Source organism: Pantoea sp. SYBGC1 (genome assembly GCF_057197005.1).
The window spans coordinates 25,002-51,777 of record NZ_JBXUNM010000003.1 but is presented as its reverse complement, the minus strand read 5'-3'; the positions used below and the strand labels follow the sequence as shown (position 1 = coordinate 51,777).

The following is a 26,776-nucleotide window of genomic DNA, read 5'->3' as shown; positions in this document are numbered from 1 at the left end:
TTTTCCCGTCGCCTGCTGCGCCAGGCTACGCTTGTTTATCACCAGGTGCTAAACAGGGCATAAGGAAAACATCATGATTAAACAGGGGTTACTGGGGCTGATTGCCCTGTCGCTGAGCATGGGCGCGGTGCACGCCGCCGGTGCGGTCAAGGTCGGGTCGAAGATCGATACAGAAGGTTCGCTGCTGGGCAATATTATTCTGCAGGTGCTCAATAAGCACGGGGTCAAAACCGTCAACAAAATTCAGCTCGGCAATACGCAGGTTGTTCGCGGTGCCATCATTGCGGGCGAGCTGGATATCTATCCGGAATATACCGGCAACGGCGCTTTCTTTTTTAACGATGAAAAAGCGAGCGCGTGGAAAAATGCGCAGCAGGGCTATGAGAAAGTCAGACAGCTCGATGCAGAGAAGAATCATCTTATCTGGCTGACGCCGGCACCCGCCAATAACACCTGGACCATCGCCGTGCGTGGCGACGTGGCGCAGCAGCATAAGCTGAACTCGCTTGACGATCTCAGCGCATATCTGAAACAGGGCGGCACGTTCAAACTGGCTGCCTCTGCGGAGTTTATTGAACGCGGGGATGCCCTGCCGGCGTTTGAAAAAGCGTATAACTTCAAACTCAGTCAGTCACAGCTGCTTTCGCTGGCAGGCGGCGATACGGCGGTCACTATCAAAGCCGCGGCGCAGCAAACCTCAGGCGTCAATGCGGCGATGGCGTATGGAACGGACGGCCCGGTCGCGGCGCTGGGACTGCAGACGCTGAGCGATCCAAAAGGCGTACAGCCAATCTATGCGCCGGCGCCGGTCGTGCGTGAAGCGGTACTCAAGCAGTATCCGCAGATGGCAGAGTGGCTGCAGCCGGTGTTCAGCAAGCTGGATGAAAAAACGCTGCAGCAGCTTAATGCGCAGATTGCGGTAGAAGGGCAGGACGCCAGCCAGGTCGCAACCGCGTGGCTGCAGCAGAACAAGTTGCTGTAAAAGGTGCGACAGCTGCTGTTGCGCCCCGGCCGTCAGCCGGTCACGCTGCTGCTGACAGCGCTTATCACGTTAACGCTGCTGACGCTGCCGTTTCTGCGCTTTGCGGCTAACCGGCTGGTATCGGGCGAGCCGCTGATGGTGTGGCAGGTTGCGCACGCCGGCTGGCTGGCGCTGCCGGTCGCACTGCTCTGGCTGAGCCTGTTCGGACCGCCGGACCGGCGTACGGCTCTGCTAACCCTGCTGGGCGCGCAGGGACTGTTTGCACTGCTTATTGGCCTCGGCGGCAGCGGTGCCAGCGAGCTGGCGCACAGCAGTTCACCGCTGGCGCGCACGGCGTTTGGCAGCGGTTTATGGTGTGCGGCCGGATTAACCCTGCTGCTGGCAGCAGAAGCGATCAGGGCAATAAGCCGGCAGGCTGTCTGGCGTATTCTGCTGAATCTGCAGACCGGCGTGCTGCCGCTGCTGCTTTTACTGACCGGCTGGCTGGATCAGCTTGCGCTGCTGAAAGAGTATGCCAGCCGCAGCACCACGTTTCATGCGGCCTTTAGCCAGCATCTGCTGCTGGTCTGCGGTACGCTGGTGCCGGTGCTGCTGGCGGGAGTGCCGCTGGGGCTGGCCATAGCGCGACGTCCTGGCTGGCAGCGGCCGGTATTCAGCCTGCTGAATCTTATCCAGACCATTCCCTCTGTGGCGCTTTTCGGGCTGCTTATCGCGCCGCTGGCCGGACTGGCTGCGCATTTTCCCCTGCTTGGCCGTTTTGGCATCAGCGGTATCGGTATGGCGCCGGCGCTGATTGCGCTGGTGCTCTATGCGCTACTGCCGCTGGTACGCAGCGTGGTCGCCGGGCTGGAGCAGGTGCCGCCTGAAGTACGCGAAACCGCACGCGCCATGGGCATGAGTTCCGGACAGCAGTTCTGGCAGGCAGAGCTGCCGCTGGCGCTGCCGGTCTGGCTTGCCGGTTTGCGGGTGGTAGTGGTGCAAACCGTGGGTCTGGCAGTCGTCGCGGCGCTGATTGGTGCGGGCGGCTTTGGGGCTATCGTCTTTCAGGGATTGCTGAGCAGCGCGCTGGATCTGGTTCTGCTGGGGGTGATCCCGGTAGTGGCGCTGGCGGTACTCTGTGATGCGCTGCTGCGGCTGCTGTCCGCGCTGCTGGAGAGAAAAGATGATTGAATTTCACAACGTGAGCAAACAATTTGCCGGTAAAACGGCGATTTCCGATCTCTCTTTGCAGATCGGGCAGGGGAGTTTTACGGTCCTGATCGGCACCTCCGGCTCCGGCAAATCGACCCTGCTGAAGATGATCAACCGGCTGGTGGAGCATGACAGCGGCGAGATCCGCTTTGCGGGGGAGCCTATCGGCCAGATGAACGTCCGCGCACTGCGCCGGCGCATCGGCTACGCCATTCAGTCAATCGGCTTATTCCCGCACTGGAGCGTGGCGAAAAACATCGCCACCGTGCCATCGCTGCTGGGCTGGCCCGCGCAGAAAATTGCGGCCCGGGTGGCAGAGCTGCTGGCGCTGCTGAATCTTGATCCCCGGCTGGCGACCCGCTATCCGCATCAGCTCTCCGGCGGGCAGCAGCAGCGGGTGGGGGTAGCGCGCGCGCTGGCTGCCGATCCGGAACTGCTGCTGATGGATGAGCCTTTCGGGGCGCTCGATCCGGTAAACCGTCAGGCGCTGCAGCAGGAGATGCTGCGCATTCAGCGGCTCACTGGCCGCACCATTGTGCTGGTGACGCACGACATTGATGAGGCGCTGATGCTGGCTGACCAGCTGGTATTGATGGATAACGGTAAGATTGTGCAGCAGGGCGCGCCGGTTACGCTGCTGACGCAGCCCGCCAGCGACTTTGTCCGCAACTTTTTTGGCCGCAGCGAGCTGGGCGTGCGGCTGCTGGCGCTGGGGCAGGCGGGCAGCATGGCGCGCCGCGGCGAATGGGTTGATGCCGAGCCCATTACTGCTACGCTGTCGCTGCGTGAAGCGCTGTCGCAGTTTATTGCGCGCGGGACCGATACCTTACCGGTGGTGGATCAGCAGCAGCAGCGGGTGGGTGTGCTGCATTTCAGCGATCTGCTGCGCCCGCGGGAGGCGCAATGAAGCGCCTGTTACGCGAGCCGCTTAGCTGGCTGATTACGCTGTTTTTACTGCTGCTGTGGGGATTACCGCACAGTGAAGCGCTGTTTGCCTGGTGGTTTCCCCGGCTGGAGCGTCCGCTCTATCAGCAGGAGAGCTTCTGGCGTCTGACGCTGGCCCATCTCTGGCTGGTAGCCAGCGGCACCCTGCTGGCAACGATTGTGGGCGTGGGCGGGGCAATTTTCGCCACGCGCCGCGCTGGCGAGGCGTTCCGGCCAACGCTGGAGACGCTGGCTGCGGCAGGACAGACCATTCCGCCGGTTGCGGTGTTAGCGATTGCCGTGCCGGTGATGGGATTTGGCGCAACGCCTGCGATCGTAGCGCTGTTTCTGTATGGTGTGCTGCCGGTATTGCAGGGGACGCTGGCGGGTATTGAGAGCGTGCCGGCCAGTAACCGGGAGATCGCAACCGGACTTGGCATGGGACCGTGGCGGCGCCTCTGGCAGATTGAACTGGCGCTGGCTGCGCCGGTGATGATGGCGGGTATACGCACATCGGTGATGATCAATATCGGGACTGCAGCTATCGCGTCAACGGTAGGCGCGGCCAGCCTGGGCTCGCCCGTGATTATTGGTCTGAGCGGCTTTAACACCGCCTATGTCATTCAGGGAGCCATACTGGTTGCGCTGCTGGCACTGATTTGCGACCGGCTGCTGGAGCGGGTGCAGCGCTGGTTTACCGGGTATGCAGAATAAGGCTGTAACCTACCAGCATCATGCCACCCATACCGCCTATCGCCATGATTGCGAACAGCGTGCCGATAAATATTTTATTCCAGTTCATTGCAGTACCTGATTAATGCTGTGAGTCAGGCATAATAACGCGCGCCCGGCAGAGGAAAAAGGCCTGACGTGCGGTTTTACATTAAGCCGGTTCATGCATCTGTATGGAAAAACCCTGCGCCTGCCAGTGCTCAAACTGCTCCTGCTGACGCCGCGTTGGCCGTTTTCCGGTCCAGATAAACAGATGCTGGCCCGGAAAGAGTTCAGGACGCGGCATATCCAGCGGTTCAGCCAGCACATCCATACGCCAGCCGTGCTGCGCCAGACGCCAGGCTTCCAGCCAGATGCGGGTGCGATCTTCCACTGCCCAGCCGATAATCAGCGCATCTTTACCTGGTTTTTTGCGGGCACCTGCCAGACAAAACGCGACGTAATCGATGATAGCGCCGTCCAGCAGGCTGCACATGGTGCGGGCGGTGTTTTGATCGAGGCCCAGACGCTGGCGCACCGGAACAAAAACGTGATCGATCAGTGCATCAATCGGATGCTCACGACCGATGGTGGCAATCTTGGTGCGCAGCTTTGACGCGCGAACGTGGCGCAGCACGCTCATCAGCTCTTCCTGCAGCGCCGTCCAGCCGTCGTGCACGTTGACCGTTTCACCCTCAAGCAGCGCTTTTACTTTACCAACGGGCACGCCGCTCTCTATCCAGCGTTTAATCTCTTCAATACGCTGAACATCTTCATCATCAAATTGTCGATGACCACCTTCGGTGCGCTGGGGCTTTAACAGACCGTAACGTCGCTGCCAGGCGCGAAGTGTTACCGGGTTTATTCCACAGCGCTCGGCAACATCGCCGATACTGTATAAGGCCATAATGTCCTCAAATATTGCGACCTGCATAAAAACACCTTAACCGTCGGGGCTGCCTTGTACAATCTTTATTTTATTGTACAACTTGAGTTTTTTCCCGATTTTCGGTTAATTCTCAAATAAGAGAGTAATTTCTCATATCTGAGAGGGCACTATGTCAGTAACTGAAACGGATAACCGGCTGGCGCTGCGGCTCGCTGAGCTTCGTGAACAGCAGGGCTGGTCGCTGGATGAACTCGCTCAGGCTACGGGCATCAGCCGGGCCTCATTGTCGCGCATTGAACGCGCTGAGACCAGTCCTACCGCCGCATTACTTAACCGGTTATGTCATGCCTATGGCGTGACAATGTCACGTTTGCTGCAGGAGGTCGAAGATGAGACGCTGCTGCTGATAAAAGCTGACCAGCAAACCCGCTGGCGCGATCCCGATAGCGGCTTTCAGCGTCGCACCCTTTCTCCTCCTGCAAGGCAGTTTAAAACAGAATTGATTGAAGGGGTACTCCCGCCAGGCGCACATATTTATTATGACACGCCTCCTCTTCAGGGGCTTGAGCAGCATATCTGGCTGCAGAGCGGCGGCTTAACGATCGTGATGGAGCAGCAGCGCTGGACGCTGGCTGCCGGCGATTGCCTGCGTTTTCACCTGACGGGACGCTCCGCCTTCAGCGCCGATGCGCAAGCGGGCGCCCGCTATATTCTGGCGGTATGCAAACCATGATCGCGTTTTCTCAGCTTACGGCTGCCAGCGCAGCACACGCTATCGCTCCGCTGAGCGATCTGCTGCAGGCCTGTGTTGCAGACGGTGCCAGCGTGGGGTTTACCGACGCCGGCGATCGGGAGGTTATAGAGCGCTTCTGGCAGGCGAGAGCCGCTGCGCTGGCAGATGGAAGCCATATTTTGCTGGTGGCCTGGCAGGATCAGATTCCGGTGGCGACCGTAACGCTGAGCGGCAGTCCGATGCCTAACGGTTATCACCGCGCAGAAATCAGCAAGCTGCTGGTGCACCCGCAGCAGCGACGGCAGGGCATTGCGCGTCAGCTAATGCTGCAGGCGGAAGAGCTGGCCCGGGCGCAGAAAAAAACGCTGCTGGTGCTGGATACCCGCAGCGGAGACGCGGCCAGCCGGCTCTATCTCTCTCTGGGCTGGCAGGTTGCCGGAGAGATACCGCACTATGCCTGCTCAACGGAAGGGCTCATGGAGGCGACCACCCTGATGTACAAACTGTTGTAACAGTCAGCGGGAGCGAAAAAAGATGCGCTGAGGCTGACGCTGCCAGATTACTGTGTAAAAATACAGGCCGGATTAACTCAACAGTAATAATTATGGCTCTGACAGCAGCGATTAAAAGCCAGATTGCGCAATGGTATAAGGCGCTGCAGCAGCAGGTTCCTGACTTTATCCCGCGCGCGCCGCAGCGCCAGATGATCGCCGAAGTGGCAAAAAGTCTGGCGGGCGATGAGGGGCGCCATCTGGCTATTGAAGCCCCTACCGGCGTGGGTAAAACGCTCTCTTATCTGATCCCCGGCATTGCGGTAAGCCGTGCCGATGAAAAACGGCTGGTGATCAGCACAGCTAACGTGGCGCTGCAGGATCAGATTTTTACCAAAGATCTCCCGCTGCTGAAAAAGATCATCCCCGATCTCACCTTTACGGCAGCCTTCGGCCGCGGGCGCTATGTCTGCCCGCGTAATCTGGCCGCGCTGGCCGCCAGCGACGATCAGCAGGGCGACCTGCTGTTCTATCTGGATGAAGAGGCGGTGACCGGCTCAAAAGAGGAGCAGAAAATCTGTTCCGGGCTGGAGAAAGATCTCAGCCGCCATACATGGGATGGCCTGCGCGATCACGCGGAGAAGGCGATCGATGACAGCCTGTGGCGGCGCCTCTCGACCGATAAAGCCAACTGTCTGGCTCACCACTGCCGCTGGTATCGTGAATGTCCCTTTTTTGTCGCCCGGCGCGAGATTGAGCAGGCTGACGTCGTCGTCGCTAACCATGCGCTGGTGATGGCAGCCATGGAGAATGAGTCGGTGCTGCCGCCGGCAAAGCATCTGATGCTGGTACTGGATGAGGGCCACCATCTGCCGGAAGTGGCGCGTGACGCGCTGGAGATGAGCGCCGAGATTACGCCAGGCTGGAGCGGGCTGCAGCTCGATCTCTTCATACGGCTGGTGGAGACGATCATGGCACAGTTCCGGCCCAAATCGCCCCCGCCGCTGGCCAATCCTGAACGGCTTAAACAGCACTGTGAAGAGATGCGTGAGCTACTGCAAACGCTGAGTCAGGCGCTCAATCCGCTGCTGCCGCCCGATAATCAGCCGGGTGAGTTTCGTTTTGTGCTGGGAGAGCTGCCGGAAACGCTGCTCACGCTCTGCGCGCGGCTGTTTAAGCTCAGCGACGCGCTGCGCGGTCTGAGTGAAGGGCTGCTGAATGAGCTGGGCGAGCAGACCGGTAAGGCGGATATTATGCGCCTGCATAAAGCGATTCTGCAGCTCAACCGGCACTTTGGCTGGTTTGAAGCCATCAGCAAACTCTGGCGGCTGGCCGCGATGGAAAAAGCCTCAAACGCGCCGGTCTCTAAATGGGTAACGCGTGAGCTGCGCGAGGGGCAGGCGCACCTGCTGTTTCACTGTGCCGGGATCCGCGTCAGTGACCAGCTGGAAAAGCTGCTGTGGCGTAAAATTCCGCATGTGGTCGTGACATCAGCCACGCTGCGTTCGCTCAGCAGCTTCAGCCGCCTGCAGGAGATGTCGGGACTGAGTGAGAAAGCGGGCGATCGTTTCGTGGCGCTGGACTCCCCGTTTAATCATGTCGACCAGGGCAAGCTGGTGATCCCGCAGATGCGCTATGAGCCGCTGCTGGCAAATGAAGCTGAGCACATCACCGAAATGGCGCGCTTTTTCCGCCAGCAGATGGCGGAAGGGGAACATAAAGGCGTGCTGGTGCTATTTGCCAGCGGACGGGCGATGCAGCAGTTTGTTGCGCAGCTGCCGGAGCTGCGTCTCGCAATGCTGGTGCAGGGCGATCAGCCGCGCTCCCGGCTGGTGACGCTGCATCGCGAACGGGTGGCCGCAGGAAACAGCAGCATTCTGGTAGGCCTGCAGTCGTTTGCTGAAGGGCTCGATCTTAAAGGCGATCTGCTGTCACAGGTGCATATTCACAAAATCGCTTTTCCGCCGGTAGACAGTCCGGTAATTTTGACCGAAGGCGAGTGGCTGAAAAGCCTGCGCCGCTATCCGTTTGAAGTCCAGAGCCTGCCCAGCGCCTCGTTTACGCTGATACAGCAGGTCGGGCGACTGATCCGCAGCCATCACTGTTTTGGTGAGATTGTGATTTACGATCGCCGTCTGCTCAGTAAAAGCTACGGCAGCCGGCTGCTGGCGGCGCTGCCGGTGTTTCCGATCGAGCAGCCTGCGGTGCCGGAAGAGAAAAAAAGCGCCAGGCGCAAACGAAAAGCCTGAGTAGCCGCGCTGAGCGGCTACTCGTTCCGGCCGTCGTATTACGGCGCGCCCAGAGAGCAGGAAGCGAATTTATGGAACTGAATAAAATTATTAAAGAGATTGGGCGCGGTAAAAATCATGCGCGCGATATCGATTTCGACAGTGCGGTGGCGCTTTACAGCGCCATGCTGGCAGAGGAAGTGCCGGAGCTGGAGCTGGGCGCGATCCTGATTGCGCTGCGGATTAAAGGCGAAGGCGAAGCGGAGATGCGCGGTTTCTACCACGCCATGCAGCAGCGTATGCTGCGGCTGCAGGCACCGGCTGGCCGGCCCATGCCGATTGTGATCCCCAGCTATAACGGCGCGCGCCGGCAGGGTAATCTGACGCCGCTGCTGGCGCGGCTGCTGGTAAAGCTGGGCTTTCCGGTGCTGCTGCACGGCGTCAGCGAAGACGCCACGCGTGTAACCAGTGAAGCGGTGCTTGCCGCGTCAGGCATCGCGGCGGTAACGACCGCCGCACAGGCGCAGGCGGCGCTGGATAACGGCGAGCTGGCGTTTATCACCATTGATAACCTCTGCCCGCCTGTGGCCAGACAGCTGGCGCTGCGCTGGCGGATGGGCGTGCGCAACAGTGCGCATACGCTGGCAAAGCTGGCCACCCCGTTTGCCGAACGCGCCGCGCTGCGTCTTGCCAGCGTGTCGCATCCTGAATATGTGCCGCGCGTCGGCGCATTTTTCCAGGCGATAGATGCGCCCGCTATTCTGCTCAACGGCACGGAAGGTGAGGTGTATGCCAGTCCGCTGCGCTGCCCGGCGATCAACTATATTGCTGGCGCGGCGGCTGAGGCGCAGATCTGGGTTGAGCGGCAGCCGGAACGTGTGGAAGCGCTGCCGGAAAACAAACAGGCTGAAACCACCGCGCGCTGGAGTGATGAGGTGCTGAACGGCACGCGTGCCGTGCCGCAGTCGCTGCGGCTGCAGCTCGCCTGCTGCCTGGTGGCAACGGGTGAAGCGGCAAATTTATCTGCTGCTGAGATCAGGCTGCAGCAGGCGGGCATGTAAGCGCGGTGCGCAGGGCGTGCTGCGCACCCGGTTTACCGGACGGTAGCCGCTCAGCGTTTCGCCAGTACGCTCTCCACCAGCTTCTGCCAGAAAGCGATCCCCACCGGCAGCAGCGCATCATTAAAGTCGTAGCTGGCGTTGTGCAGCGGCGCAGAAGGCACCTCGCCGTCGGCGCCCAGCCAGAAGTAGGCGCCCGGGCAGGCTTCCAGCATACAGGCGAAATCTTCTGACGCCATCGACGGGCTGCACGCCCATTTTACCTGCGCGTCACCCAGCATCTGCTCCGCCACCTCGCGCACCTGTTGTGCCGGGGCAGGGTGATTCGCGGTCACCGGATAGCCGGGATACCAGTGAATGTCACCGCTGACGCCAAACGGCCGCGGCAGTGCGGTCACAAACTCTTCAATCAGACCGCGCACCCGCTCGCGCACCTCCGGCTGCAGGCAGCGTACCGTGCCGCGCAGCGTGATCTGCTCCGGGATGACGTTAATCGCCTCGCCGCCGTGGATCTGCGTCACGCTCACCACGGCGGACGCCAGCGGTGAAAGGCGGCGTGAAGGGATGGTCTGCAGCGCCAGCACCAGCTCAGCCGCCACGACCATCGGATCGGCACCGCTTTCCGGCATGGCTGCATGACAGCTGCGGCCGGAAAGGGTGATCTCAAAGGAGTCGAGCGACGCCATCATCGCTCCCGGATTCACCGCCAGCGTGCCGAGCGGCAATCCGGGCCAGTTGTGCATCGCATAGACGGCATCCATAGGGAAGCGCGAGAAAAGACCTTCTTCTGTCATGCGGCGTGCGCCGCCGAGGTTCTCTTCGGCGGGCTGAAACAGAAAGTGGACGGTACCGCTGAAATCGCGCGTGGCAGCGAGCTGGCAGGCAGCGGCCAGCAGAATGGCGGTATGGCCGTCGTGACCGCAGGCGTGCATGACGCCGGGCCGGGTCGATTTCCACGCCGCGCTGCCTTTCTCCGTAATCGGCAGCGCATCCATATCAGCGCGCAGCCCAATCACCGGTCCCGGACCGTTCTCCAGCGTACCAATGACGCCGGTGCCCGCTATGCCGCGGAATACCTGAAGCCCTGCCTGCTCCAGTACGCGGGCGACCAGCTCGCTGGTCTGCTGTTCCTGATAGCCCAGCTCAGGCAGTTGATGTAACTGATGACGCCAGTTAAGGGCATTTTCCAGCAGGAGAGCAGGCAGACTCATAGCAGAGGGCTCCGTTTGCAACGCGCGCCAGCGCAGGGGATAAGTCATCACTGTAGTGATATGTCGCCGGAGCGTCTATCGCTAAAAGGAATAATTTGGCTATAGATTATATCCTTGTGGAATATAAAACCCCGACCGGCAGCGGCTACGCTTCCCTGCGTAACCGGCCGTTACGTCAGCATCGGCAGGTTCAGCCCGTGCCGCACGGCGCACGCCTGCGCCTGCTCGTAGCCGGCATCGGCATGGCGCATAACTCCGGTGGCGGGGTCATTCCACAAGACGCGCGCCAGGCGTGCATCCGCTTCAGGCGTACCGTCACAGACAATCACGACGCCGGCGTGCTGGGAAAAACCCATACCGACACCGCCGCCATGATGCAGGCTGACCCAGGTGGCGCCGCCAGCCGTATTCAGCAGCGCGTTAAGCAGCGGCCAGTCAGAGACCGCGTCCGAGCCATCGCGCATCGCTTCCGTTTCGCGGTTAGGCGATGCCACCGAACCGCAGTCGAGATGATCGCGGCCAATCACCACCGGCGCTCTCAGCTCGCCGCTGCGTACCATCTCGTTGAATGCCAGCGCGGCCAGATGGCGCTCGCCCAGTCCGAGCCAGCAGATACGGGCGGGCAGGCCCTGAAAAGCGATACGCGCCTGCGCCATATCGAGCCAGCGATGCAGATTGAGGTTATCCGGAAACAGCGACTTCAATTTTGCGTCCGTTTTATAAATGTCTTCCGGATCGCCCGAGAGCGCTACCCAGCGGAACGGACCTTTACCCTCGCAGAACAGCGGTCGTATATAGGCGGGAACAAAGCCTGGGAAGTCAAAAGCGTTGCTGACCCCCTCGTCCAGCGCCACCTGCCGGATATTATTGCCGTAGTCCACGGTCGGCACGCCCATATGGTGAAAATCGAGCATGGCCCGGACGTGCACTGCCATGGAGGCGCGCGCTGCCTGTTCAACGCCTTTGGGATTGCGCTGGCGCTCCGCCTGCCAGCGTGCCACCTCCCAGCCCTGCGGCAGATAGCCGTTGACTGGATCGTGCGCAGAAGTCTGATCGGTCACGATATCGGGGCGTATGCCGCCGGCGCGGGCGCGCTTTACCAGCTCCGGCAGGATCTCCGCCGCATTACCCAGCAGGCCGACAGAGATCGCCTCTTTTGCCGCCGTGGCCTGTTCAATCAGCGCCAGCGCCTCATCCAGCGTGCGCGCTTTGTGATCGAGATAGCGGGTGCGCAGGCGAAAATCGATGCGCGACTCCTGACACTCAATCGCTAATACGCAGGCACCCGCCAGCACCCCGGCCAGCGGCTGTGCGCCGCCCATGCCGCCGAGGCCCGCGGTGAGGATCCAGCGGCCGGCAAGATCGCCGTTATAGTGCTGCCGGCCCGCTTCGGCGAAGGTCTCAAACGTTCCCTGCACAATGCCCTGGGCGCCAATGTAGATCCATGAGCCGGCGGTCATCTGGCCATACATCATCAGGCCGGCGCGATCGAGCTCATGAAAGTGATCCCAGCTGGCCCAGTGCGGTACCAGGTTAGAGTTAGCCAGCAGCACGCGCGGTGCATCGGCATGGGTGCGAAACACGCCCACCGGTTTACCGGACTGGATCAGCAGCGTCTCATCCGGCTGCAGCAGGCGCAGCGAGCGCAGGATCTGCTCAAAACAGGACCAGTTACGTGCGGCTTTACCGATGCCGCCGTAGACCACCAGATCGTCCGGGCGCTCGGCGACATCGGGATCGAGGTTATTCTGGATCATGCGCCAGGCCGCTTCGATAAGCCAGTTAGCGCAGTGCAGTTCACTGCCATGCGGGGCACGGATTTCGCGGGCCACGGCCTGCGTCAGGGTTTCGCTCATGATTCACTCCTCAGTGCTGGTTCTGGCGCTGGCTCGGCAGCAACGTTATTAGCGCGTCGGGCCACTGCGTACCCGCAGCCCACAGACGCATCGCTTCAATATCGGGTGCCAGCAGGCGGTCGCTGGCAAGAAACGCCACCCTGCTGCGGATGCGCTGCATCTCCTGTTCAAGGGTGGCCGAACTCTGCAGCGGCCGGTGAAACTCAATGCCCTGGGCGGCGGCCATCGCTTCAATGCCGACCACCGCAGCGGTGTTAAAACACATCTCTCCGAGACGGCGTGCTGCATAGGTGGCCATAGAGACGTGATCTTCCTGATTCGCTGACGTAGGCAGGCTGTCTACGCTGGCAGGGTGCGCCAGCGATTTGTTTTCTGATGCCAGCGCGGCAGCGGTCACCTGGGCAATCATAAAGCCGGAGTTGACGCCGCCATCCTGCACCAGGAAAGGCGGCAGGCCGGAGAGAGTGCTGTCGAGCAGCAGCGCCAGACGGCGCTCGGAGATAGCGCCTGTTTCGGCTACGGCGAGTGCGATAATATCAGCCGCAAACGCCACCGGCTCGGCGTGGAAGTTGCCCCCGGAGATCACTTCACCGCTGTCGCTGAAAACCAGCGGGTTATCCGAGGCGGCATTGGCCTCAATCTGCAGGACGCGCGCGGCGTGGCTGAGATTATCAAGGCAGGCGCCCATGACCTGCGGCACACAGCGAACAGAGTAGGGATCCTGAACCCGTCCGCAGTGAGTGTGCGACTGCAGGATCCCGCTGCCGCTGAGCAGCGAGCTGACGGCGGCGGCGACAGCGATCTGGCCAGGCTGGCCGCGCGCCTGATGAATGCGCGCATCATAGGGTTTAACCGAGCCTTTAATCGCCTCCAGCGAGAGCGCGCCCGCCATCAGTGCGGCGGCAAAGAGATTTTCCGCTTCAAACAGGCCGCGCAGCGCCAGAGCAGTTGAGACCTGGGTCCCGTTCAGCAGCGCCAGCCCCTCTTTTGGCCCGAGCAGAACCGGCGTCAGCCCGGCGCGCGCCAGGCCTTCCGTTGCCGGCAGTCGTTCACCGGCAATGCGCACCTCGCCTTCACCCAGCAGCATCAGCGACAGGTGTGCCAGCGGAGCCAGATCGCCCGATGCGCCCACGGAGCCTTTAGCGGGGATACAGGGCATAACGCCGACGTTAAACAGCGCCAGCAGGGCGTCTACCAGCTCAATACGGACGCCGGAATGACCGCGCGCCAGACTGATAATCTTGCTGGCGACCACCAGACGCGTGACGTTATCCGGCAGCAGATCGCCGAGACCAACGCTGTGCGACAGCACCAGGTTACGCTGCAGCTCAGCCAGGCGGGCAGCGGGGATTTGCGTTTGTGCCAGCTTGCCAAAGCCGGTATTGATGCCATACACCACGCTGCCGGACGCAACGATATCGTCGACGGTCGCATGGGCGCGGTGAATAGCACTGCGCGCCGCTGGCGTCAGCTGTAACGTCACCGGCTGCTGATAGATAGTGCGCAGGGTCGCGAGATCTACCTCACCGGGTTCCAGGCAGATTTCCTGCAGTGCATGCGACATGATCTACTCCTGTATATACAAGTAAGTGGCGGGGGAACGTCATGCTTCTTGACGTCATACGTCAGGTTACTTCGCCCGCGGTAAACCGAGTGAAGCACAGGTTTGTTATTCCTGTCTATACAAGTAGCAAGCGCTATGCCAGTTTCACTGTGATTTGTGAAACATGCCGCACTGCGGGCAGGCAGGCTTATCAGCCAGTCTTTTGCACACTAAAGCAGCAGCTACTGCACCTGCAGCTGCTGCGCTGCACCACTGCATGTCTATACATCTGCCGGGCGGAACAGTAAACTTTCCTTCTCAGAGCAGAAAGGAACAGCAGATGACCGAGCAAACGGCACTGGCGCAGTTAGCCGCCGCCATGGGCGATGAACCGGCACCGATTTACCAGCGTGTTAAACAGGCGATTATCAGTCAGATCCGCGCGGGAGAGTGGAAAGCCAGGCAGCGCGTGCCCTCTGAAAGCGAGCTGGTCAGCGAGCTGGGCGTGAGCCGGATGACCATCAACCGCGCGCTGCGTGAACTCACCGCCGAGGGCTACCTGCTGCGTATGCAGGGAGTGGGCACCTTTGTCGCGGAGATGAAAGGCTACACGGCGATGCTGGAAGTGCATAATATTGCGGATGAGATTGCGCAGCGCGGTCATCAGCACCGCTGCCAGATCCTGACCCTGACGCAGGGGCGGGCGGATCCGGAGCAGGCGGCGCTGCTGGGCATGCGCACCGGTCAGCCGTTATTTCATTCGCTGATGGTGCATTACGAAAACGATCTGCCGGTACAGCTGGAAGATCGCCTGGTGAACCCGCAGATGGCGCCGGACTACCTTAAGCAGGATTATCACAGCGTTACCCCTTATACCTATCTGATGCGGGTCGCGCCGCTGACCGCCGGCGAGCATATTGTTGAGGCGGTACTGCCCGATTTGCGCCAGCGCAGGCATCTCGCGCTGGAGGAGCATGAACCCTGTTTATTGATTCGGCGGCAGACGTGGAGCGACAGTAAGATTGTGACCTATGCGCGGCTGCTCTATCCTGGCTCGCGCTATAAGCTGCTGGGTCGTTTTAAAGGACATGGCTGAGCCGGCACCAGAGCAGCCGGGCATCGCGGCTTTGCGGCGTCAGCGTCAGCGCCTCATCCAGCCACCAGATGCCCTGCGACTGGATCAGGATCTCACCGGAGGCGTACTGCCACGCACCGGCTAACACATACGCCACGCCGTGCCGGCTCTGCTGCGGTGCCTGCTGCAGGATGCTGACCTCCGCCCGCCAGCTGTCGCGGCGGGTCATGATATTGAAATCGCTGCAGCGGCCGTGCACCGTCGCCTGCACCGGAGCTTCTCCGGCAAAGCGCCACGGCTGACAGGGCTGCAGCCGGTGCGACAGCCCGCCGCTCTGCAGCAGCGGGCTGTCGCCCTGCAGCAGGGTAATCACCCGATCTACGCCAGGAAACAGCGAAAAAGGGCCGCTGGCGTCAAGCGTGGCGATGCTGGCGCGCCAGGCGAAGTCCGCCGCGCCGGGGGGAAAGCTGACGATTTCGCGCGTCTCGCCGCCGCCGTTGCGCCAGCGGCTGACCGGCAGCGCGTCGTAGCAAAAGCGGCGGATCACTGCAGCGCCCGCAGCGCGTCGGCCACGCGGATGGCCGCCTGCGCCTCTTCGGCATGCCGGCCGTCAGCGATCACCTGCCGGCCGGCGACAAACGTATCGCGGATCCCGCTGCGCGCGCCGGCAAACAGCCAGCGATTGAGCAGCGCATCGGAAGGGGTTGCGCTGAGCAGCGGGTCGTCGCGCAGTACCAGCCAGTCGGCGCGCAGGCCGGGTGCCAGTACGCCGCTGCGGATGCCGCACGCCTGAGCACCCCCGGCCGCGGCCTGCTGCCACAGCAGATCGCCCACCGACGGCTGCTGAGGCAGCGCAAGACGGTTACGCCGCCTGTCGCGCAGCCGCTGCCCGTACTCCAGCCAGCGCAGCTCCTCACGGGCGCTGACCGAGACGTGGCTGTCAGAGCCGATCCCCCAGCGTCCGCCCCGGGCAATATAGGCACTCGCCGGAAAAATACCGTCGCCGAGGTTAGCTTCAGTCGTCGGGCATAATCCCGCAACGGCACCGCTCGCGGCGAGCTGCTGCAGCTCGCTCTCATCCGGATGGGTGGCGTGGATCAGGCACCAGCGTGCATCAACGTTAAAGCGGCGCATCAGCCAGGCGATGGGACGCTCACCGCTCCACGCCAGGCTGTCGCTGACCTCTTTTTCCTGCTCGGCAATGTGGATATGGACCGGCAGATCGTCTGGCGCGGCGGTCAGCACGTCGTGCATCTGCGCTTCGCTGACCGCACGCAGCGAATGAAAGCAGACGCCGTAGTTCAGCAGCGGTTTATCTGCGCAGGCCGCGGCCACGCGCTGCAGCTGCTGCAGATAAGCGCCGGTCTGCTGGATAAAACGACGCTGTCCGGCGCTGGCGGGCTGTGCGCCAAAACCGCTGTAGCTGTAAAGCACCGGCAGCAGCGTCTGGCCGATGCCGGTGCGCTCAGCGGCCAGCATCAGCTGCTGCAGCATGGCATCATCGGGATAGGGCTGGCCCTGCGGATCGTGATGCAGATAGTGAAACTCAGCAACCTGACTGTAGCCCCCTTTCAGCAGCTCAATGTAGAGCCAGGTCGCGATGTCGCCTACCTGCTGTGGCGTCAGCCGCGCCACCATGCGATACATCAGCTCGCGCCAGGTCCAGAAGCTCTCCTGCGGATCGCCCGCCACTTCGGCCAGTCCTGCCATCGCGCGCTGAAAGGCGTGCGAGTGCAGGTTGGTCATGGCGGGAATAACAGCCCCCGCCAGCGGTATGGCAGCGCCCGGCGCGCTCTCTGGCGTAACGCGGGTGATAAAACCGGCGTCGCTGACCTCCAGCGTAACGTGGCTGTGCCAGCCATCTGCCAGCTGAGCGCACGGGGCAAAATAGGTGGTCATGGTTGATCCTTCAGGCTGGAAAGTTGTATATACATATACATACTTTAACCGGGCGTGTAAATCGCCCGCACGCAGGGAACAGGGCATGAGAGACGCGAAGCAGATCGACAGCCTGTGGCTGGGCGCAGATATCGTTACGCTGCGCGACGGGCGCTACAACATCATCACCGATGGCGCGCTGGCCGTGGATAACGGCGTGCTGATATGGGTCGGGGCGCGCAGTGAACTGCCGGCGTTTGCGCCGCGTCAGCGTCATCGGTTCAGCGGCGGCATCATTACGCCGGGGCTGGTGGATTGCCATACGCATCTGCTGTTCGCCGGCGATCGCAGTGCGGAATTTGAGCAGCGCCTGAACGGTGCCAGTTATGCAGAAATTGCTGCGCAGGGCGGCGGCATTTTCGCCACGGTACGCGCCACGCGGTCCGCCTCACAGGAGGCGCTGGTGGCGTCAGCGCGCGGGCGGCTGGCGCATCTGCTGGCAGAGGGCGTCACCACGGTAGAAATCAAATCGGGTTACGGGCTGGATGAAGAGAGCGAGCTGAAAATGCTGCGTGCCATACGCCAGCTGGCAGCCGGCGTGCCGGCTGATGTCATCGCAACCTGCCTGGCCGCACATGCGATCCCGCCGGCGTTTCAGGACAATCCGTCAGGCTGGATCGATATTATCTGCCAGCGGCTGCTGCCGCGGGTAAAAGAGGAGGGACTGGCGGATGCGGTGGATGCGTTCTGTGAACATCTGGCGCTGTCGCCTGCGCAGGTCAGCGCGGTGTTTGATGCGGCGCGCGCGCTGGATCTGCCGGTCAAACTGCACGCTGAGCAGCTCTCGGCGCAGGGCGGGGCGGCGCTGGCCGCACGCTATGGCGCGCTCTCCGCTGACCATCTGGAGTACGCCAGCGAGGAGGATGTCCGCGCGATGGCAGAGCATGGCACCGTTGCTGTGCTGTTGCCGGGCGCGTTCTACCTGCTGCGCGAAACGCAGCGGCCACCGGTCGCCCTGTTCCGCCGCTACGGCGTCCCGATGGCGCTCGCCAGCGACGCCAATCCAGGGACATCACCCGCGCTTTCACTGCGGCTGATGATGAATATGGGCTGTACGCTGTTTGGCATGACGCCGGAGGAGGCGCTGGCGGGGGTGACGCTGTGGGGCGCGAAGGCGCTGGGTCTGCAGCAGACGCACGGCTCACTGGAGGCGGGTAAAGTCGCCAGCTTTGTTCACTGGCCGCTGACGCGTCCGGGCGAGCTGGCTTACTGGCTGGGCGGCGAACTGCCGTGCCGGGTTATCTATCGTGGAGAAGCACAATGAGCTTTGATTTTACACCGGGCAGGCTGCCGCTGCTGATCTCAATACCGCATGCCGGTACGCAGCTTACGCCGGAGGTTGAGGCGGGGCTGAGCGACGCAGCGCGCCCGCTGCCAGACACCGACTGGCATCTGCCGCAGCTGTACGATTTTGCGCAGGATATCGGCGCCAGCGTGCTGACCGGGCACTATTCCCGTTTCGTTATCGATCTCAACCGGCCGCCTGACGACCGGCCGCTCTATACCACTGCCACTACCGGACTCTGGCCAGATACGCTGTTTGACGGCACGCCGGTGTTTAAACCGGGCATGACGCCGGATCGGGCGACGCGTCAGCGCTATCTGCAGACCCTCTGGCAGCCCTATCACCAGCAGCTGCAGCAGGAGCTGGCGCGCCTGAAAGCGCAATATGGCTATGCGCTGCTGTTTGATGCGCACTCTATCGCTTCACGGGTGCCCCGGCTGTTCAGCGGCGTGCTGCCCGATCTGAACCTGGGAACCAGCGATGGCGCCAGCTGCTCAGCGGCGGTGAGCGACGCGCTGGGGCAGGTGTGCAGCGCTCAGCAGCGCTATAGCTGGGTACTGAATGGCCGTTTTAAAGGCGGTTATATTACGCGCGCCTATGGTCAGCCGGCGCAGGGCGTCGAGGCGGTACAGCTGGAGCTGGCGCAGCACAACTATATGGATGAGTCGCTGCCTTTTGCCTGGCAGCCAGCGCGCGCCTCACAGCTGCAGCCGGTGCTGCAGCAGCTGATCGGCGCGCTGCTGGCGGCAGGAAAGCGTTAAACGCTTACCGCTTACGCGCGTCCGGGCGAACCAGATCAAAACGCTGCGCCTCACTGATGCCGTAATAGGCAGAAGGCCCGCCGGCGCGCAGAATCGGCTGCGCTCTGGCGGTCTGGTAAATGCCATCCTCCAGCAGGGCCTCATCAATATGAATGGCAACCGCTTCACCCAGCACCAGCCAGCTCTCCAGCTCTCCGCCCTGCGCATCCTGCAGCCGGATGAGCTGCGTCAGGCGACACTCAAAGTTAACCGGGCTCTCTGCCACCATGTTGCAGTCGATATGGGAAGCGGCAACCGGCGTCAGGCCCGCGAGCGCGAACTCATCACTGCTGACCGAAGCGGAGCTTTCGTTCATCGCTTCCGCCAGCGGACGCGTGGCCAGATTCCAGACAAACACCTTGTTTTCGCTGATGTTCTGCACGCTATCTTTCCAGCCGCTGCTGGCAAAGCCGATGATCGGAGGCTGGTAATTAAAGCAGTTAAAAAAGCTGTATGGCGCAAGATTGTCCTGACCGCTGCGGCTCCGGGAGCTGATCCAGCCAATCGGGCGCGGACCGATAATGGCGTTCAGCGGATCGTGGGGCAGGCCGTGTCCGGTCCGGGGCTGGTAGCTGTAGCGATGGCGCGTCATAAAAACTCCTGAGTCAGGGTGAAGGCACGTCGCGGCAGGCGGCGTGCGTTGCAGGAAAAAGGGTTCGCAGAGAGTCTGGTGTAAACGTAAAATTGCGGTAAGCGGATTGTGCGCTGGCGGCAGCCGGAGTATCTTACGCCCGCCTTACTTTCCGGAGAGACTATGAATAAGCCAGCCGCCAGTGCGCCCTTTCATCCGCGTAATCGCCATCAGGGGCGTTACGATTTTCCTGCGCTGATTGCCGCGCATCCGCCGCTCGCGCCGAAGGTTCGTCCTAACGGACACGGCGAGCAGTCGATCGATTTCGCCGATCCGCAGGCGGTAATGCTGCTTAATCAGGCGCTGCTGAAGCGCTTTTATAACCTTAACTGGCAGCTGCCGGAAGGGTATCTGACGCCGCCGGTACCAGGGCGTGCTGATTACGTTCATGCGCTGGCCGATCTGCTGGCGGGTGATAACGGCGGCGCGATCCCGCGCGATCTGGACATCATGGATATTGGCTGCGGTGCCAACTGCATTTATCCCCTGATTGGTCACGCCGAATATGGCTGGCGTTTTACCGGAACGGATACCAGCGCTGAGGCGATTACCGCCGCCAGCCAGATTGTGGCGGCTAACCCCGGCCTGCAGCGTGCGGTACGCCTGCGCCGCCAGAAGCAGCCGCAGGCGATTTTCAGCGGCGTGATCCATAAAAATGAGCGCTACCATGCCGTCATGTGTAATCCGCCGTTTCACGCATCGGCAGCTGATGCCGCAGCCGGCAGCCAGCGCAAAGTACGCAACCTGGGACTGAAGCAGAACGCGCCGCTCAATTTTGGCGGTCAGCAGAATGAGCTGTGGTGTGAAGGGGGCGAGCTGGCGTTTATCGGCAGTATGATCGATGAGAGCGTCGCGCAGGGCAGCAGCATTGTCTGGTTTACGTCGCTGGTTTCGCGAAAAGAGAACTTACCGGCGCTGCGCGATCGGCTTGCGGCGGAAGCCTGTGAGGTGCGCATCGTCAATATGGCGCAGGGTCAGAAACAGAGCCGCTTCCTTGCCTGGAGCTTTATGACGCCCGCCACCCGCGCGCAGCGGATGAAGCGCTAAGCGTATTATCTGATAAAAAAGGCCGCCCGGTTACCCGGTGCGGCCTTTTTCAGCGCGCGCAGCGCGTCAGGAAACGTGCTGCAGAAACTCGCGCAGGCGTTCGCTTGGCGGCGTGGTGATCAGGGTATCCGGATCGCCATCTTCTGCAATCGTACCTTTATCAATGAAGATCAGACGCGACGCGACTTTCTGTGCAAAACCCACTTCATGCGTGACGATCACCATTGTCATGCCTTCCTCGGCCAGATCCTGCATCACTTTCAGGACTTCATGACGCAGCTCCGGATCGAGCGCTGACGTCGGCTCATCAAACAGCATCATTTTTGGCTTCACGGCCAGCGCCCGCGCAATGGCCACGCGCTGCTGCTGACCGCCGGAGAGCTCAGCCGGAAAATGATGCGCCCGTTCCGCCAGGCCCACTTTGCCCAGCAGCTCGCGCGCCAGCCTGTGGGCCTCCTCTTTTTTCGCGCCGCGGACGCGAATCGGACCAAAGGCAACGTTGTCCAGCGCGCTCATCTGCGGAAACAGATGAAACTGCTGAAACACCATGCCCGCTTCCTGACGGATCAGCCGCTCATCCACTTTCGGATCGTTGACTTTCATGCCGTCCACAATCAGTTCGCCGCTGGTGATCTCTTCCAGTTTGTTGATACAGCGCAGCAGCGTTGATTTACCGGAGCCGGAAGGACCGATAATTACTACCACTTCGCCCTGATTAATTTTCAGATTGATGTCGTGCAGAACCTGCGTCTGACCGAAATTTTTAGAGACGTTTTTAAATTCAATCACAGGATTTTCACCCTTTTCTCAATACGGCGCAGCACAAAGCTCAACACCAGCGTAATAATCAGATAGATAATGGCAACCGCGCTCCAGATCTCCAGCGCACGGAAGTTACCGGCAATAATCTCCTGACCCTGTCGCGTCAGTTCCGCCACGCCGATAACAATAAACAGCGAGGTATCTTTAATACTGACAATCCACTGGTTGCCCAGCGGCGGCAGCATACGGCGCAGCGCCAGCGGCATAATCACATAGCGCAGGGTCTCGCGGCGTGACAGGCCTAACGCCAGTCCCGCTTCACGAAACCCTTTGTTGATAGAGAGTACGGCGCCGCGCGTAATCTCAGCAATATAGGCGCCTGAGTTGATCATGATGGTCACGACTGCCGCCGTGAAAGGATCGATGCGCAGATCGGGAAAAGCCATTGGCAGCGCAAAGTAGATAAACATGACCTGTACAACAATGGGCGTGCCGCGGATCAGCTCAATAAATACCAGCGCGACGTTATTGGTGATCCAGCCACCGTAGGCGCGGGCAAAGCCAGCTACCAGGCCGATAATCAGGCCGCCTATCAGACCAAGAACGGAAATCAGCAGGGTCATTTTGGCGCCTTCGATCAGAATCGGCAGGGCTGGCCAGATGACGCTCCAGTCAAACTCCATGGTGTTACTCCGGAATATGTTGCAATGGAAAAGGTAAAAGCAGGGCGCAAAGGGCGCCCTGCTGCATAAGCCCGCTTATGCAGGCATTATTTTGGCTCAGTACCGAACCATTTTTTATAGATTGTGTTGTACGTACCGTTGTCGCGCAGCGTTTTCAGCGCGCCGTTGATTTTGTCACGCAGTTCATCACTGCCTTTTGGCAGCGCCACACCATACTGCTGAGCTTCAATTGACTCGCCAACCGCTTTGAAACGGCCTTTGCCGGCGGTATTGATAAAGTAGAGAATATTTGGCGTATCGTGCAGCACGGCGTCGGCGCGATTGGTTCCCAGCTCCATATAGGCGTTATCGATATTCGGGAACTGACGTAAATCTTTGGTTTTGATATGCGCTTTAGCGTAGTCGACCGAACCGGTCCCGCTTTTCACTGCAACGGTTTTGCCGTTGAGGTCGTCAATGCCTTTGATATCGTTTTCGTTATTGCGCACCATCACCAGCAGACCGCTTTTATAGTAGCCATCAGAGAAGTCGATAGCTTTTTTGCGTTCGTCAGTAATGGTAATACCGGCCAGGGCCAGATCAACATTTTTGGTTTGCAGAGCCGGAATAATCCCGCTGAAATCCATGGGTTTCAGGGTGTAATCGAGCTTCAGCTCTTTTGCTACCGCATCCCACAGGTCGATATCAAAACCCACATATTTGTCGCCCTGCTTAAATTCAAAAGGAACAAATGCGGTGTCGGTTGCGACAATCAGTTTTTTATCTGCGGCAGTAGAAGAAAGAGAAAAGGCCAGCGCCAGCGCGGCCACAGAGACGTTAAACAAAGACTTCATCATTTTATCCTTTATTGCTCTGCAGACCTGATGGCCTGCACTACGGCTGTCATATGAAAAAACTATGCCAACTTTAATAACAGCCCGAAATTACTGATGGCAGGGCTATTAGCTGACACGATTTTGCAGAAAAATGATCATTTGCACCATTAGTGGGCACTATTATGGTGCATACGACATTTTTGGTGCGGCCACAGTGTGCATCAGGATGATGACAAGGAAAGGGTGCGATGAAAGAAGTGTTAACAGGGTCAAAAAAGCGGAGCTGAGGCAATAAAAAAGGCGGGTTAACCCCGCCTCTGATAGTTATTCGATATTGGCTTCGATAAACCACAGGAACTTGTCGAGGTCACGGGACGCTGCGGTAAAGATATCGGCAGTGTCTTCATCTTTGACTTCGGTGATCGCTTTGCGGGTATCGTTAGCCACAATGGCATAGCGATCGGCCAGCGCTTTCAGGTGATCCTGAACGCTGTGAATGTTCAGCGGATAGCTCTGCAGCGGCGTTTTATCATTCACGACCTGCGTGGTGCCCAGCGCCACACCACCCAGCTGAATAACGCGCTCGGCGATGGTGTCCTGATGTTCGGTGATTGCGGCACGGAAACCATCCAGCATTTCATGTACGCCAATGAAGTTTGCGCCACGCATGTTCCAGTGCGCCTGTTTGGTGATCAGGGACAGGTCAATGAATTCCACAACCAGACGGTTGAGCACCTCAATGGTGGCTTTCTTTTCGCTGTCAGCCACATCATTGCGGGTGTAAATCAGATCGGAAGCGTTGTTTTTAACCAGTTTTGCGGTACTCATCATTTATGTCCTCTAATTGATGTTGTCCTAATCAAGCACGGAAATAAGTATAGCAGCTGTTATAAAATATGCTGAAGCGATCTGGCCGATAGCAGAGATAGATAAAGACATCATGCAGCGCTGCGGATTAGATCATGCATTAATTCTTAATAATCATATGTTTATTATATATGACTGAAAGATGTTATCAATGTGACAAAATAATAACGGCCCGGCAATGCAATAAGGAATGATAATGATTCCGGATGCCGGCGCAGCCTGCTGAAATAACAGGCTGCGATGGACAGCGATAATTAAGCGTAATTCAGGTGACTTCTTTCAGACGGGCTTTCTGGCGCATGGTCAGCGTGGTGCCTGCCGACGCGGTGATAATCGCCAGCAGTCCTGACCACTGCGGCAGGGTGAGCTGTTCACCCAGAAACAGCATGCCGGAAAGGGCGGCTACAGCAGGTTCGAGGCTCATCAGCGTGCCAAAGATCCGTGCCGGCAGGCGGGTCATGGCAACCATCTCCAGTGAATAGGGAATGGCGCTGGAGAGCAGCGCGATCAGCAGCGCCAGCGGCAGAATCTCCCAGTGCCAGATGCCGGGCGAGGCAAACAGCAGTCCCAGCGGCACAAAGATAACGGAAGCGATAAGCGAGCCCATTGCCACGGTTGCCGGGCCGTGCTCCGCGCCGGCACGCTGTCCGGAAAGAATATAAATGGCCCAGCAGACGCCGGCGCCTACTGCCAGCAGTGCGCCGAGCGGATCAATATGGCTGATGCCGTCACCGATTGGCAGCAGAAACCAGAGTCCGGCGACCGCCAGTGCTATCCAGAGAAAATCAAGCAGCCGGCGTGCGCCTGCCAGCGCCAGCGCCAGCGGACCGAGAAACTCCAGGGCCACGCCCACACCCAGCGGGATTGTCCGCAGGGCGAGGTAAAACAGAAAGTTCATACAGCCGAGCGCCAGGCCATATATCAGCAGCGGTTTACGCTGTGCCGGAGTAAAGCGCAAACGCCAGGGTTTAAAGAAGAGACAAAGCAGCAGCGTACCGAGTCCGAGACGCAGCGCAGTGATGCCAGGCGCGCCCGCGACGTCAAACAGCGATTTTGCCAGCGAGGCGCCACCCTGCAGCGACATCATAGCGACAAGCAAAATCACAATGGGCAGCCATACGGGAAAGCTATTTTTACGGGAAAGAGGCGCAGACATCCTGTTGTCGATTCCGGAAATGAGGGGTGAGAGAAGGAGAGTAGCTTAAAGCAAATGCAGGCTGACGGGAAAAAATAAGGCCAGTTACCCTTCAGAAAATGGCTAAAAAAGAGCCGTTTACAGGGCCAATTTTGTAAAGAATTGTCAGATTACTTTAGGAATTTACTTAAAGGCATTTTTTGTTCGCAGAATTATTGAACTAATTACCGACGCATTTTATAAGTAAAATGAATGACATAGGAAACTTCATTAACTTTCTGTTACACCAAACAATCTCTTGGACAACAAAATCCGGGCAGAGTTTCTCCCTGACTTTTGTTATATTTTTAGCGTTGTCAGGAGAGAAGTATTTTCACATTTGAGGTGGTTATGAAAAAAATTGCATGTCTTTCAGCACTGGCTTGTGTACTGGCAGTTTCTGCTGGCTCAGCCATGGCACAGAGCACCGTTTCTGGCGGTTACGCACAGAGCGATTATCAGGGCGTTGCTAACAAAGCTAACGGCTTCAACCTGAAATACCGCTACGAAGACGGTTCCAACCCACTGGGCTGGATCGGTTCTTTCACCTACACCGAAAAAGATCGTACTGAAGATGGCTTTTACAACAAAGGCCAGTACTACGGCTTCACCGGCGGCCCGGCTTACCGTCTGAACGACTGGGCGAGCATCTACGGCGTTGTAGGTATCGGCTACGGTAAATTCCAGCAGAACGAATCTGCCGGTCAGTCTAAATCTGACAGCAGCGACGTAGGCATCGCTTATGGCGCAGGTCTGCAGTTCAACCCAATTGAAAACGTTGCACTGGACGTGGGCTACGAGCAGAGCCGCATCCGCAACGTTGACGTAGGCACCTGGATCGCTGGCGTCGGCTACAGCTTCTAAGTTCAGCTTAGACCAGAGTTGCACATGAAACGGTCCCGCAGGGGGCCGTTTTTTTTTGCCTGAAGAGGATGCCGGTACAGCAGGGCAGAAAAACAAAAACCCGCCATCAGGCGGGTTAAGCAGTAGCCTTGCGGGCTTTCAGCCGCGCCAGATAATCTGGTTGCACGGGCGTTCACACTTTTTGCCTGCGAGCTTTTCCAGCAGCATCAGGCGGAGCGCAAAGGGCGAGCGGCTGAACAGGCAGAGCAGCGATTTGATATCAAAAGCGGGCTTGCGCTGAGCGGCTTGCGGGCACTTGCCGCAATCAAGGCAGTTTTTCAGGGTGCTCATCTTCACCTCCCCATGAATAACAGATGATGCGTAAGCGCTGGTGCGTACCGGACATTGCTGCCTTTTCACGCTTTTCGCTTACATCATGTACAAAGATAGCATTGGCTATACTCTTTAGCCAACACTATTCATGAAAAATTTGTGCTTATTTGCGCCTGGTTTACAATGAGCGCAGCCAGTCCGCACGGCAGGTAAGGTGCGGCAGATAATAAAGAGGAAGCTTAATGAGTCGTCGTGCGAAAAGTGCCATCAATACCCCTCAGGGGCCGCTTAAGGATATTGAGGAGCATGTTGAAGGCTTTCGTCAGGTGCGCGAAGCTCATCGTCGTGAACTGATTGATGATTACGTCGAGCTGATCTCCGATCTCATTCGTGAATTTGGTGAGGCGCGTCAGGTAGATATGGCGGCGCGCCTCGGCGTATCGCAGCCTACCGTGGCAAAAATGCTGAAGCGTCTGAGCACCACCGGCCTGGTAGAGCAGGTGCCCTATCGTGGCGTATTCCTGACGCCGGAAGGTGAAAAACTCGCAGAGGCGAGCCGCGTTCGCCACCATATCGTTGAAACGTTTTTGCTGGCATTAGGCGTCAGCCCGGAGACCGCGCGCCGCGACTCTGAAGGGCTGGAGCATCACGTCAGCGACGAAACCCTGGCCGTCTTTCAGAAATTTTATGAGAACCGTTAACTTAT

General features: G+C 59.5%; 27 protein-coding genes. 14 read left to right on the top strand and 13 right to left on the bottom strand.

All coding sequences use genetic code 11. The features are described from left to right. The first annotated feature begins 73 nt into the window (after window positions 1-73). From osmF to AC2CF9_RS07480, 4 genes are read left to right on the top strand one after another with little or no spacing between them, the layout of a single operon-like run. Window positions 74-982 (top strand): glycine betaine ABC transporter substrate-binding protein OsmF, encoded by a 909-nt coding sequence (osmF, locus tag AC2CF9_RS07495; RefSeq protein WP_484556675.1) that lies wholly within the window; start codon window positions 74-76, stop codon window positions 980-982. A 3-nt stretch (window positions 983-985) separates the two neighbouring features. Further along, complete coding sequence (locus AC2CF9_RS07490; RefSeq protein ID WP_484556674.1) at window positions 986-2,152, top strand: ABC transporter permease; 1,167 nt, start codon at window positions 986-988, stop codon at window positions 2,150-2,152. Further along, the gene (locus AC2CF9_RS07485) at window positions 2,145-3,080 is read left to right on the top strand and encodes an ABC transporter ATP-binding protein (protein WP_484556673.1); all 936 of its coding nucleotides are present in this window, start codon (window positions 2,145-2,147) and stop codon (window positions 3,078-3,080) included. The genes AC2CF9_RS07490 and AC2CF9_RS07485 overlap by 8 nt, the downstream gene beginning before the upstream one ends. Then, a complete protein-coding gene (locus AC2CF9_RS07480; RefSeq protein WP_484556672.1) occupies window positions 3,077-3,811 on the top strand; it encodes an ABC transporter permease in 735 nt (244 codons plus the stop codon). The genes AC2CF9_RS07485 and AC2CF9_RS07480 overlap by 4 nt, the downstream gene beginning before the upstream one ends. Before the next feature lie 169 nt (window positions 3,812-3,980). Here AC2CF9_RS07480 and AC2CF9_RS07475 read toward each other — a convergent pair whose 3' ends face one another. Beyond that, entirely contained in the window at window positions 3,981-4,715 is a 735-nt protein-coding gene (locus tag AC2CF9_RS07475; RefSeq protein WP_039385767.1) for a MerR family transcriptional regulator, read from the bottom strand. A 151-nt stretch (window positions 4,716-4,866) separates the two neighbouring features. On the opposite strand from AC2CF9_RS07475, the gene AC2CF9_RS07470 reads away from it, so the two are divergent. The 4 genes from AC2CF9_RS07470 (at window position 4,867) to ybiB (ending at window position 9,210) form a co-directional block, all read left to right on the top strand. Then, window positions 4,867-5,430, top strand: coding sequence for a helix-turn-helix domain-containing protein (locus tag AC2CF9_RS07470; protein ID WP_484556671.1), 564 nt, complete (start codon window positions 4,867-4,869; stop codon window positions 5,428-5,430). Continuing rightward, window positions 5,427-5,942, top strand: coding sequence for a GNAT family N-acetyltransferase (locus tag AC2CF9_RS07465; protein WP_150018325.1), 516 nt, complete (start codon window positions 5,427-5,429; stop codon window positions 5,940-5,942). The genes AC2CF9_RS07470 and AC2CF9_RS07465 overlap by 4 nt, the downstream gene beginning before the upstream one ends. Window positions 5,943-6,034: 92 nt before the next feature. Then, complete coding sequence (gene dinG, locus AC2CF9_RS07460; RefSeq protein ID WP_484556670.1) at window positions 6,035-8,170, top strand: ATP-dependent DNA helicase DinG; 2,136 nt, start codon at window positions 6,035-6,037, stop codon at window positions 8,168-8,170. A gap of 71 nt (window positions 8,171-8,241) precedes the next feature. Further along, window positions 8,242-9,210 (top strand): DNA-binding protein YbiB, encoded by a 969-nt coding sequence (gene ybiB / locus AC2CF9_RS07455; RefSeq protein WP_150018327.1) that lies wholly within the window; start codon window positions 8,242-8,244, stop codon window positions 9,208-9,210. A 50-nt stretch (window positions 9,211-9,260) separates the two neighbouring features. Here ybiB and AC2CF9_RS07450 read toward each other — a convergent pair whose 3' ends face one another. The 3 genes from AC2CF9_RS07450 to hutH all read right to left on the bottom strand — a co-directional run bounded on the left by AC2CF9_RS07450 (window position 9,261) and on the right by hutH (window position 13,838). Continuing rightward, window positions 9,261-10,418, bottom strand: coding sequence for a M20 aminoacylase family protein (locus AC2CF9_RS07450; protein ID WP_484556669.1), 1,158 nt, complete (start codon window positions 10,416-10,418; stop codon window positions 9,261-9,263). 170 nt (window positions 10,419-10,588) lie between these two features. Beyond that, window positions 10,589-12,274 (bottom strand): urocanate hydratase, encoded by a 1,686-nt coding sequence (gene hutU / locus AC2CF9_RS07445; protein ID WP_484556668.1) that lies wholly within the window; start codon window positions 12,272-12,274, stop codon window positions 10,589-10,591. A gap of 10 nt (window positions 12,275-12,284) precedes the next feature. Beyond that, window positions 12,285-13,838, bottom strand: coding sequence for a histidine ammonia-lyase (hutH, locus tag AC2CF9_RS07440; RefSeq protein WP_484556667.1), 1,554 nt, complete (start codon window positions 13,836-13,838; stop codon window positions 12,285-12,287). 319 nt (window positions 13,839-14,157) lie between these two features. Here hutH and hutC point away from each other — a divergent pair, with 319 nt between their 5' ends. Next, complete coding sequence (gene hutC, locus AC2CF9_RS07435) at window positions 14,158-14,913, top strand: histidine utilization transcriptional repressor HutC (protein WP_039383392.1); 756 nt, start codon at window positions 14,158-14,160, stop codon at window positions 14,911-14,913. Here hutC and AC2CF9_RS07430 read toward each other — a convergent pair. Then, on the bottom strand, window positions 14,897-15,439 hold the full coding sequence (locus AC2CF9_RS07430; RefSeq protein WP_484556666.1) for a HutD/Ves family protein: 543 nt from the start codon (window positions 15,437-15,439) through the stop codon (window positions 14,897-14,899). The genes hutC and AC2CF9_RS07430 overlap by 17 nt on opposite strands. Continuing rightward, a complete protein-coding gene (locus tag AC2CF9_RS07425; protein WP_484556665.1) occupies window positions 15,436-16,791 on the bottom strand; it encodes a formimidoylglutamate deiminase in 1,356 nt (451 codons plus the stop codon). Before AC2CF9_RS07425 ends, AC2CF9_RS07430 begins: the two co-directional genes overlap by 4 nt. A gap of 85 nt (window positions 16,792-16,876) precedes the next feature. On the opposite strand from AC2CF9_RS07425, the gene hutI reads away from it, so the two are divergent. Continuing rightward, on the top strand, window positions 16,877-18,094 hold the full coding sequence (gene hutI, locus AC2CF9_RS07420) for an imidazolonepropionase (protein WP_484556664.1): 1,218 nt from the start codon (window positions 16,877-16,879) through the stop codon (window positions 18,092-18,094). Next, window positions 18,091-18,876: an N-formylglutamate deformylase gene (gene hutG, locus AC2CF9_RS07415; RefSeq protein WP_484556663.1), complete on the top strand. Its 786-nt coding sequence runs from the start codon at window positions 18,091-18,093 to the stop codon at window positions 18,874-18,876. The genes hutI and hutG overlap by 4 nt, the downstream gene beginning before the upstream one ends. A 4-nt stretch (window positions 18,877-18,880) precedes the next feature. On the opposite strand, the gene AC2CF9_RS07410 is transcribed toward hutG, so the two are convergent. Beyond that, window positions 18,881-19,507 (bottom strand): flavin reductase family protein, encoded by a 627-nt coding sequence (locus AC2CF9_RS07410; RefSeq protein WP_484556662.1) that lies wholly within the window; start codon window positions 19,505-19,507, stop codon window positions 18,881-18,883. A gap of 162 nt (window positions 19,508-19,669) precedes the next feature. Between AC2CF9_RS07410 and rlmF the strand changes: the two genes are divergently transcribed. Next, window positions 19,670-20,593 carry a 23S rRNA (adenine(1618)-N(6))-methyltransferase RlmF gene (rlmF, locus tag AC2CF9_RS07405; RefSeq protein ID WP_150018336.1) on the top strand — a complete coding sequence of 308 codons (924 nt, stop codon included), beginning with the start codon at window positions 19,670-19,672 and terminating at the stop codon, window positions 20,591-20,593. A gap of 66 nt (window positions 20,594-20,659) precedes the next feature. Here rlmF and glnQ read toward each other — a convergent pair whose 3' ends face one another. From glnQ to rhtA, 5 genes are all read right to left on the bottom strand, one after another. After that, the gene (gene glnQ, locus AC2CF9_RS07400) at window positions 20,660-21,382 is read right to left on the bottom strand and encodes a glutamine ABC transporter ATP-binding protein GlnQ (RefSeq protein ID WP_150018337.1); all 723 of its coding nucleotides are present in this window, start codon (window positions 21,380-21,382) and stop codon (window positions 20,660-20,662) included. Beyond that, on the bottom strand, window positions 21,379-22,038 hold the full coding sequence (gene glnP, locus AC2CF9_RS07395) for a glutamine ABC transporter permease GlnP (RefSeq protein ID WP_039383407.1): 660 nt from the start codon (window positions 22,036-22,038) through the stop codon (window positions 21,379-21,381). The genes glnQ and glnP overlap by 4 nt, the downstream gene beginning before the upstream one ends. Before the next feature lie 86 nt (window positions 22,039-22,124). Beyond that, on the bottom strand, window positions 22,125-22,871 hold the full coding sequence (gene glnH / locus AC2CF9_RS07390) for a glutamine ABC transporter substrate-binding protein GlnH (RefSeq protein WP_094111980.1): 747 nt from the start codon (window positions 22,869-22,871) through the stop codon (window positions 22,125-22,127). Between the two features lie 306 nt (window positions 22,872-23,177). Beyond that, the gene (gene dps / locus AC2CF9_RS07385; RefSeq protein WP_039383410.1) at window positions 23,178-23,681 is read right to left on the bottom strand and encodes a DNA starvation/stationary phase protection protein Dps; all 504 of its coding nucleotides are present in this window, start codon (window positions 23,679-23,681) and stop codon (window positions 23,178-23,180) included. A 304-nt stretch (window positions 23,682-23,985) separates the two neighbouring features. Beyond that, window positions 23,986-24,876 (bottom strand): threonine/homoserine exporter RhtA, encoded by an 891-nt coding sequence (rhtA, locus tag AC2CF9_RS07380; protein ID WP_150018338.1) that lies wholly within the window; start codon window positions 24,874-24,876, stop codon window positions 23,986-23,988. A 369-nt stretch (window positions 24,877-25,245) separates the two neighbouring features. Here rhtA and ompX point away from each other — a divergent pair, with 369 nt between their 5' ends. Continuing rightward, the gene (ompX, locus tag AC2CF9_RS07375) at window positions 25,246-25,758 is read left to right on the top strand and encodes an outer membrane protein OmpX (RefSeq protein WP_150018339.1); all 513 of its coding nucleotides are present in this window, start codon (window positions 25,246-25,248) and stop codon (window positions 25,756-25,758) included. 138 nt (window positions 25,759-25,896) lie between these two features. Here the strand turns inward: ompX and AC2CF9_RS07370 are convergent, their stop codons facing one another. Continuing rightward, on the bottom strand, window positions 25,897-26,088 hold the full coding sequence (locus tag AC2CF9_RS07370; RefSeq protein WP_071669023.1) for a hypothetical protein: 192 nt from the start codon (window positions 26,086-26,088) through the stop codon (window positions 25,897-25,899). Window positions 26,089-26,312: 224 nt separating this feature from the next. On the opposite strand from AC2CF9_RS07370, the gene mntR reads away from it, so the two are divergent. Continuing rightward, a complete protein-coding gene (gene mntR / locus AC2CF9_RS07365) occupies window positions 26,313-26,771 on the top strand; it encodes a manganese-binding transcriptional regulator MntR (RefSeq protein ID WP_150018340.1) in 459 nt (152 codons plus the stop codon). Window positions 26,772-26,776 lie beyond the last annotated feature (5 nt).

What these genes read in the sequence shown, in the direction of transcription:
- osmF (WP_484556675.1), top strand. Translation starts at nt 74, where the DNA reads ATGATTAAACAGGGGTTACTGGGGCTGATTGCCCTGTCGCTGAGCATG.
- AC2CF9_RS07485 (WP_484556673.1), top strand. Translation starts at nt 2,145, where the DNA reads ATGATTGAATTTCACAACGTGAGCAAACAATTTGCCGGTAAAACGGCG.
- AC2CF9_RS07480 (WP_484556672.1), top strand. Translation starts at nt 3,077, where the DNA reads ATGAAGCGCCTGTTACGCGAGCCGCTTAGCTGGCTGATTACGCTGTTT.
- AC2CF9_RS07475 (WP_039385767.1), bottom strand. Translation starts at nt 4,715, where the DNA reads ATGGCCTTATACAGTATCGGCGATGTTGCCGAGCGCTGTGGAATAAAC.
- AC2CF9_RS07470 (WP_484556671.1), top strand. Translation starts at nt 4,867, where the DNA reads ATGTCAGTAACTGAAACGGATAACCGGCTGGCGCTGCGGCTCGCTGAG.
- AC2CF9_RS07465 (WP_150018325.1), top strand. Translation starts at nt 5,427, where the DNA reads ATGATCGCGTTTTCTCAGCTTACGGCTGCCAGCGCAGCACACGCTATC.
- dinG (WP_484556670.1), top strand. Translation starts at nt 6,035, where the DNA reads ATGGCTCTGACAGCAGCGATTAAAAGCCAGATTGCGCAATGGTATAAG.
- ybiB (WP_150018327.1), top strand. Translation starts at nt 8,242, where the DNA reads ATGGAACTGAATAAAATTATTAAAGAGATTGGGCGCGGTAAAAATCAT.
- AC2CF9_RS07450 (WP_484556669.1), bottom strand. Translation starts at nt 10,418, where the DNA reads ATGAGTCTGCCTGCTCTCCTGCTGGAAAATGCCCTTAACTGGCGTCAT.
- hutU (WP_484556668.1), bottom strand. Translation starts at nt 12,274, where the DNA reads ATGAGCGAAACCCTGACGCAGGCCGTGGCCCGCGAAATCCGTGCCCCG.
- hutH (WP_484556667.1), bottom strand. Translation starts at nt 13,838, where the DNA reads ATGTCGCATGCACTGCAGGAAATCTGCCTGGAACCCGGTGAGGTAGAT.
- hutC (WP_039383392.1), top strand. Translation starts at nt 14,158, where the DNA reads ATGACCGAGCAAACGGCACTGGCGCAGTTAGCCGCCGCCATGGGCGAT.
- AC2CF9_RS07425 (WP_484556665.1), bottom strand. Translation starts at nt 16,791, where the DNA reads ATGACCACCTATTTTGCCCCGTGCGCTCAGCTGGCAGATGGCTGGCAC.
- hutI (WP_484556664.1), top strand. Translation starts at nt 16,877, where the DNA reads ATGAGAGACGCGAAGCAGATCGACAGCCTGTGGCTGGGCGCAGATATC.
- hutG (WP_484556663.1), top strand. Translation starts at nt 18,091, where the DNA reads ATGAGCTTTGATTTTACACCGGGCAGGCTGCCGCTGCTGATCTCAATA.
- AC2CF9_RS07410 (WP_484556662.1), bottom strand. Translation starts at nt 19,507, where the DNA reads ATGACGCGCCATCGCTACAGCTACCAGCCCCGGACCGGACACGGCCTG.
- rlmF (WP_150018336.1), top strand. Translation starts at nt 19,670, where the DNA reads ATGAATAAGCCAGCCGCCAGTGCGCCCTTTCATCCGCGTAATCGCCAT.
- glnP (WP_039383407.1), bottom strand. Translation starts at nt 22,038, where the DNA reads ATGGAGTTTGACTGGAGCGTCATCTGGCCAGCCCTGCCGATTCTGATC.
- glnH (WP_094111980.1), bottom strand. Translation starts at nt 22,871, where the DNA reads ATGAAGTCTTTGTTTAACGTCTCTGTGGCCGCGCTGGCGCTGGCCTTT.
- dps (WP_039383410.1), bottom strand. Translation starts at nt 23,681, where the DNA reads ATGAGTACCGCAAAACTGGTTAAAAACAACGCTTCCGATCTGATTTAC.
- rhtA (WP_150018338.1), bottom strand. Translation starts at nt 24,876, where the DNA reads ATGTCTGCGCCTCTTTCCCGTAAAAATAGCTTTCCCGTATGGCTGCCC.
- ompX (WP_150018339.1), top strand. Translation starts at nt 25,246, where the DNA reads ATGAAAAAAATTGCATGTCTTTCAGCACTGGCTTGTGTACTGGCAGTT.
- AC2CF9_RS07370 (WP_071669023.1), bottom strand. Translation starts at nt 26,088, where the DNA reads ATGAGCACCCTGAAAAACTGCCTTGATTGCGGCAAGTGCCCGCAAGCC.
- mntR (WP_150018340.1), top strand. Translation starts at nt 26,313, where the DNA reads ATGAGTCGTCGTGCGAAAAGTGCCATCAATACCCCTCAGGGGCCGCTT.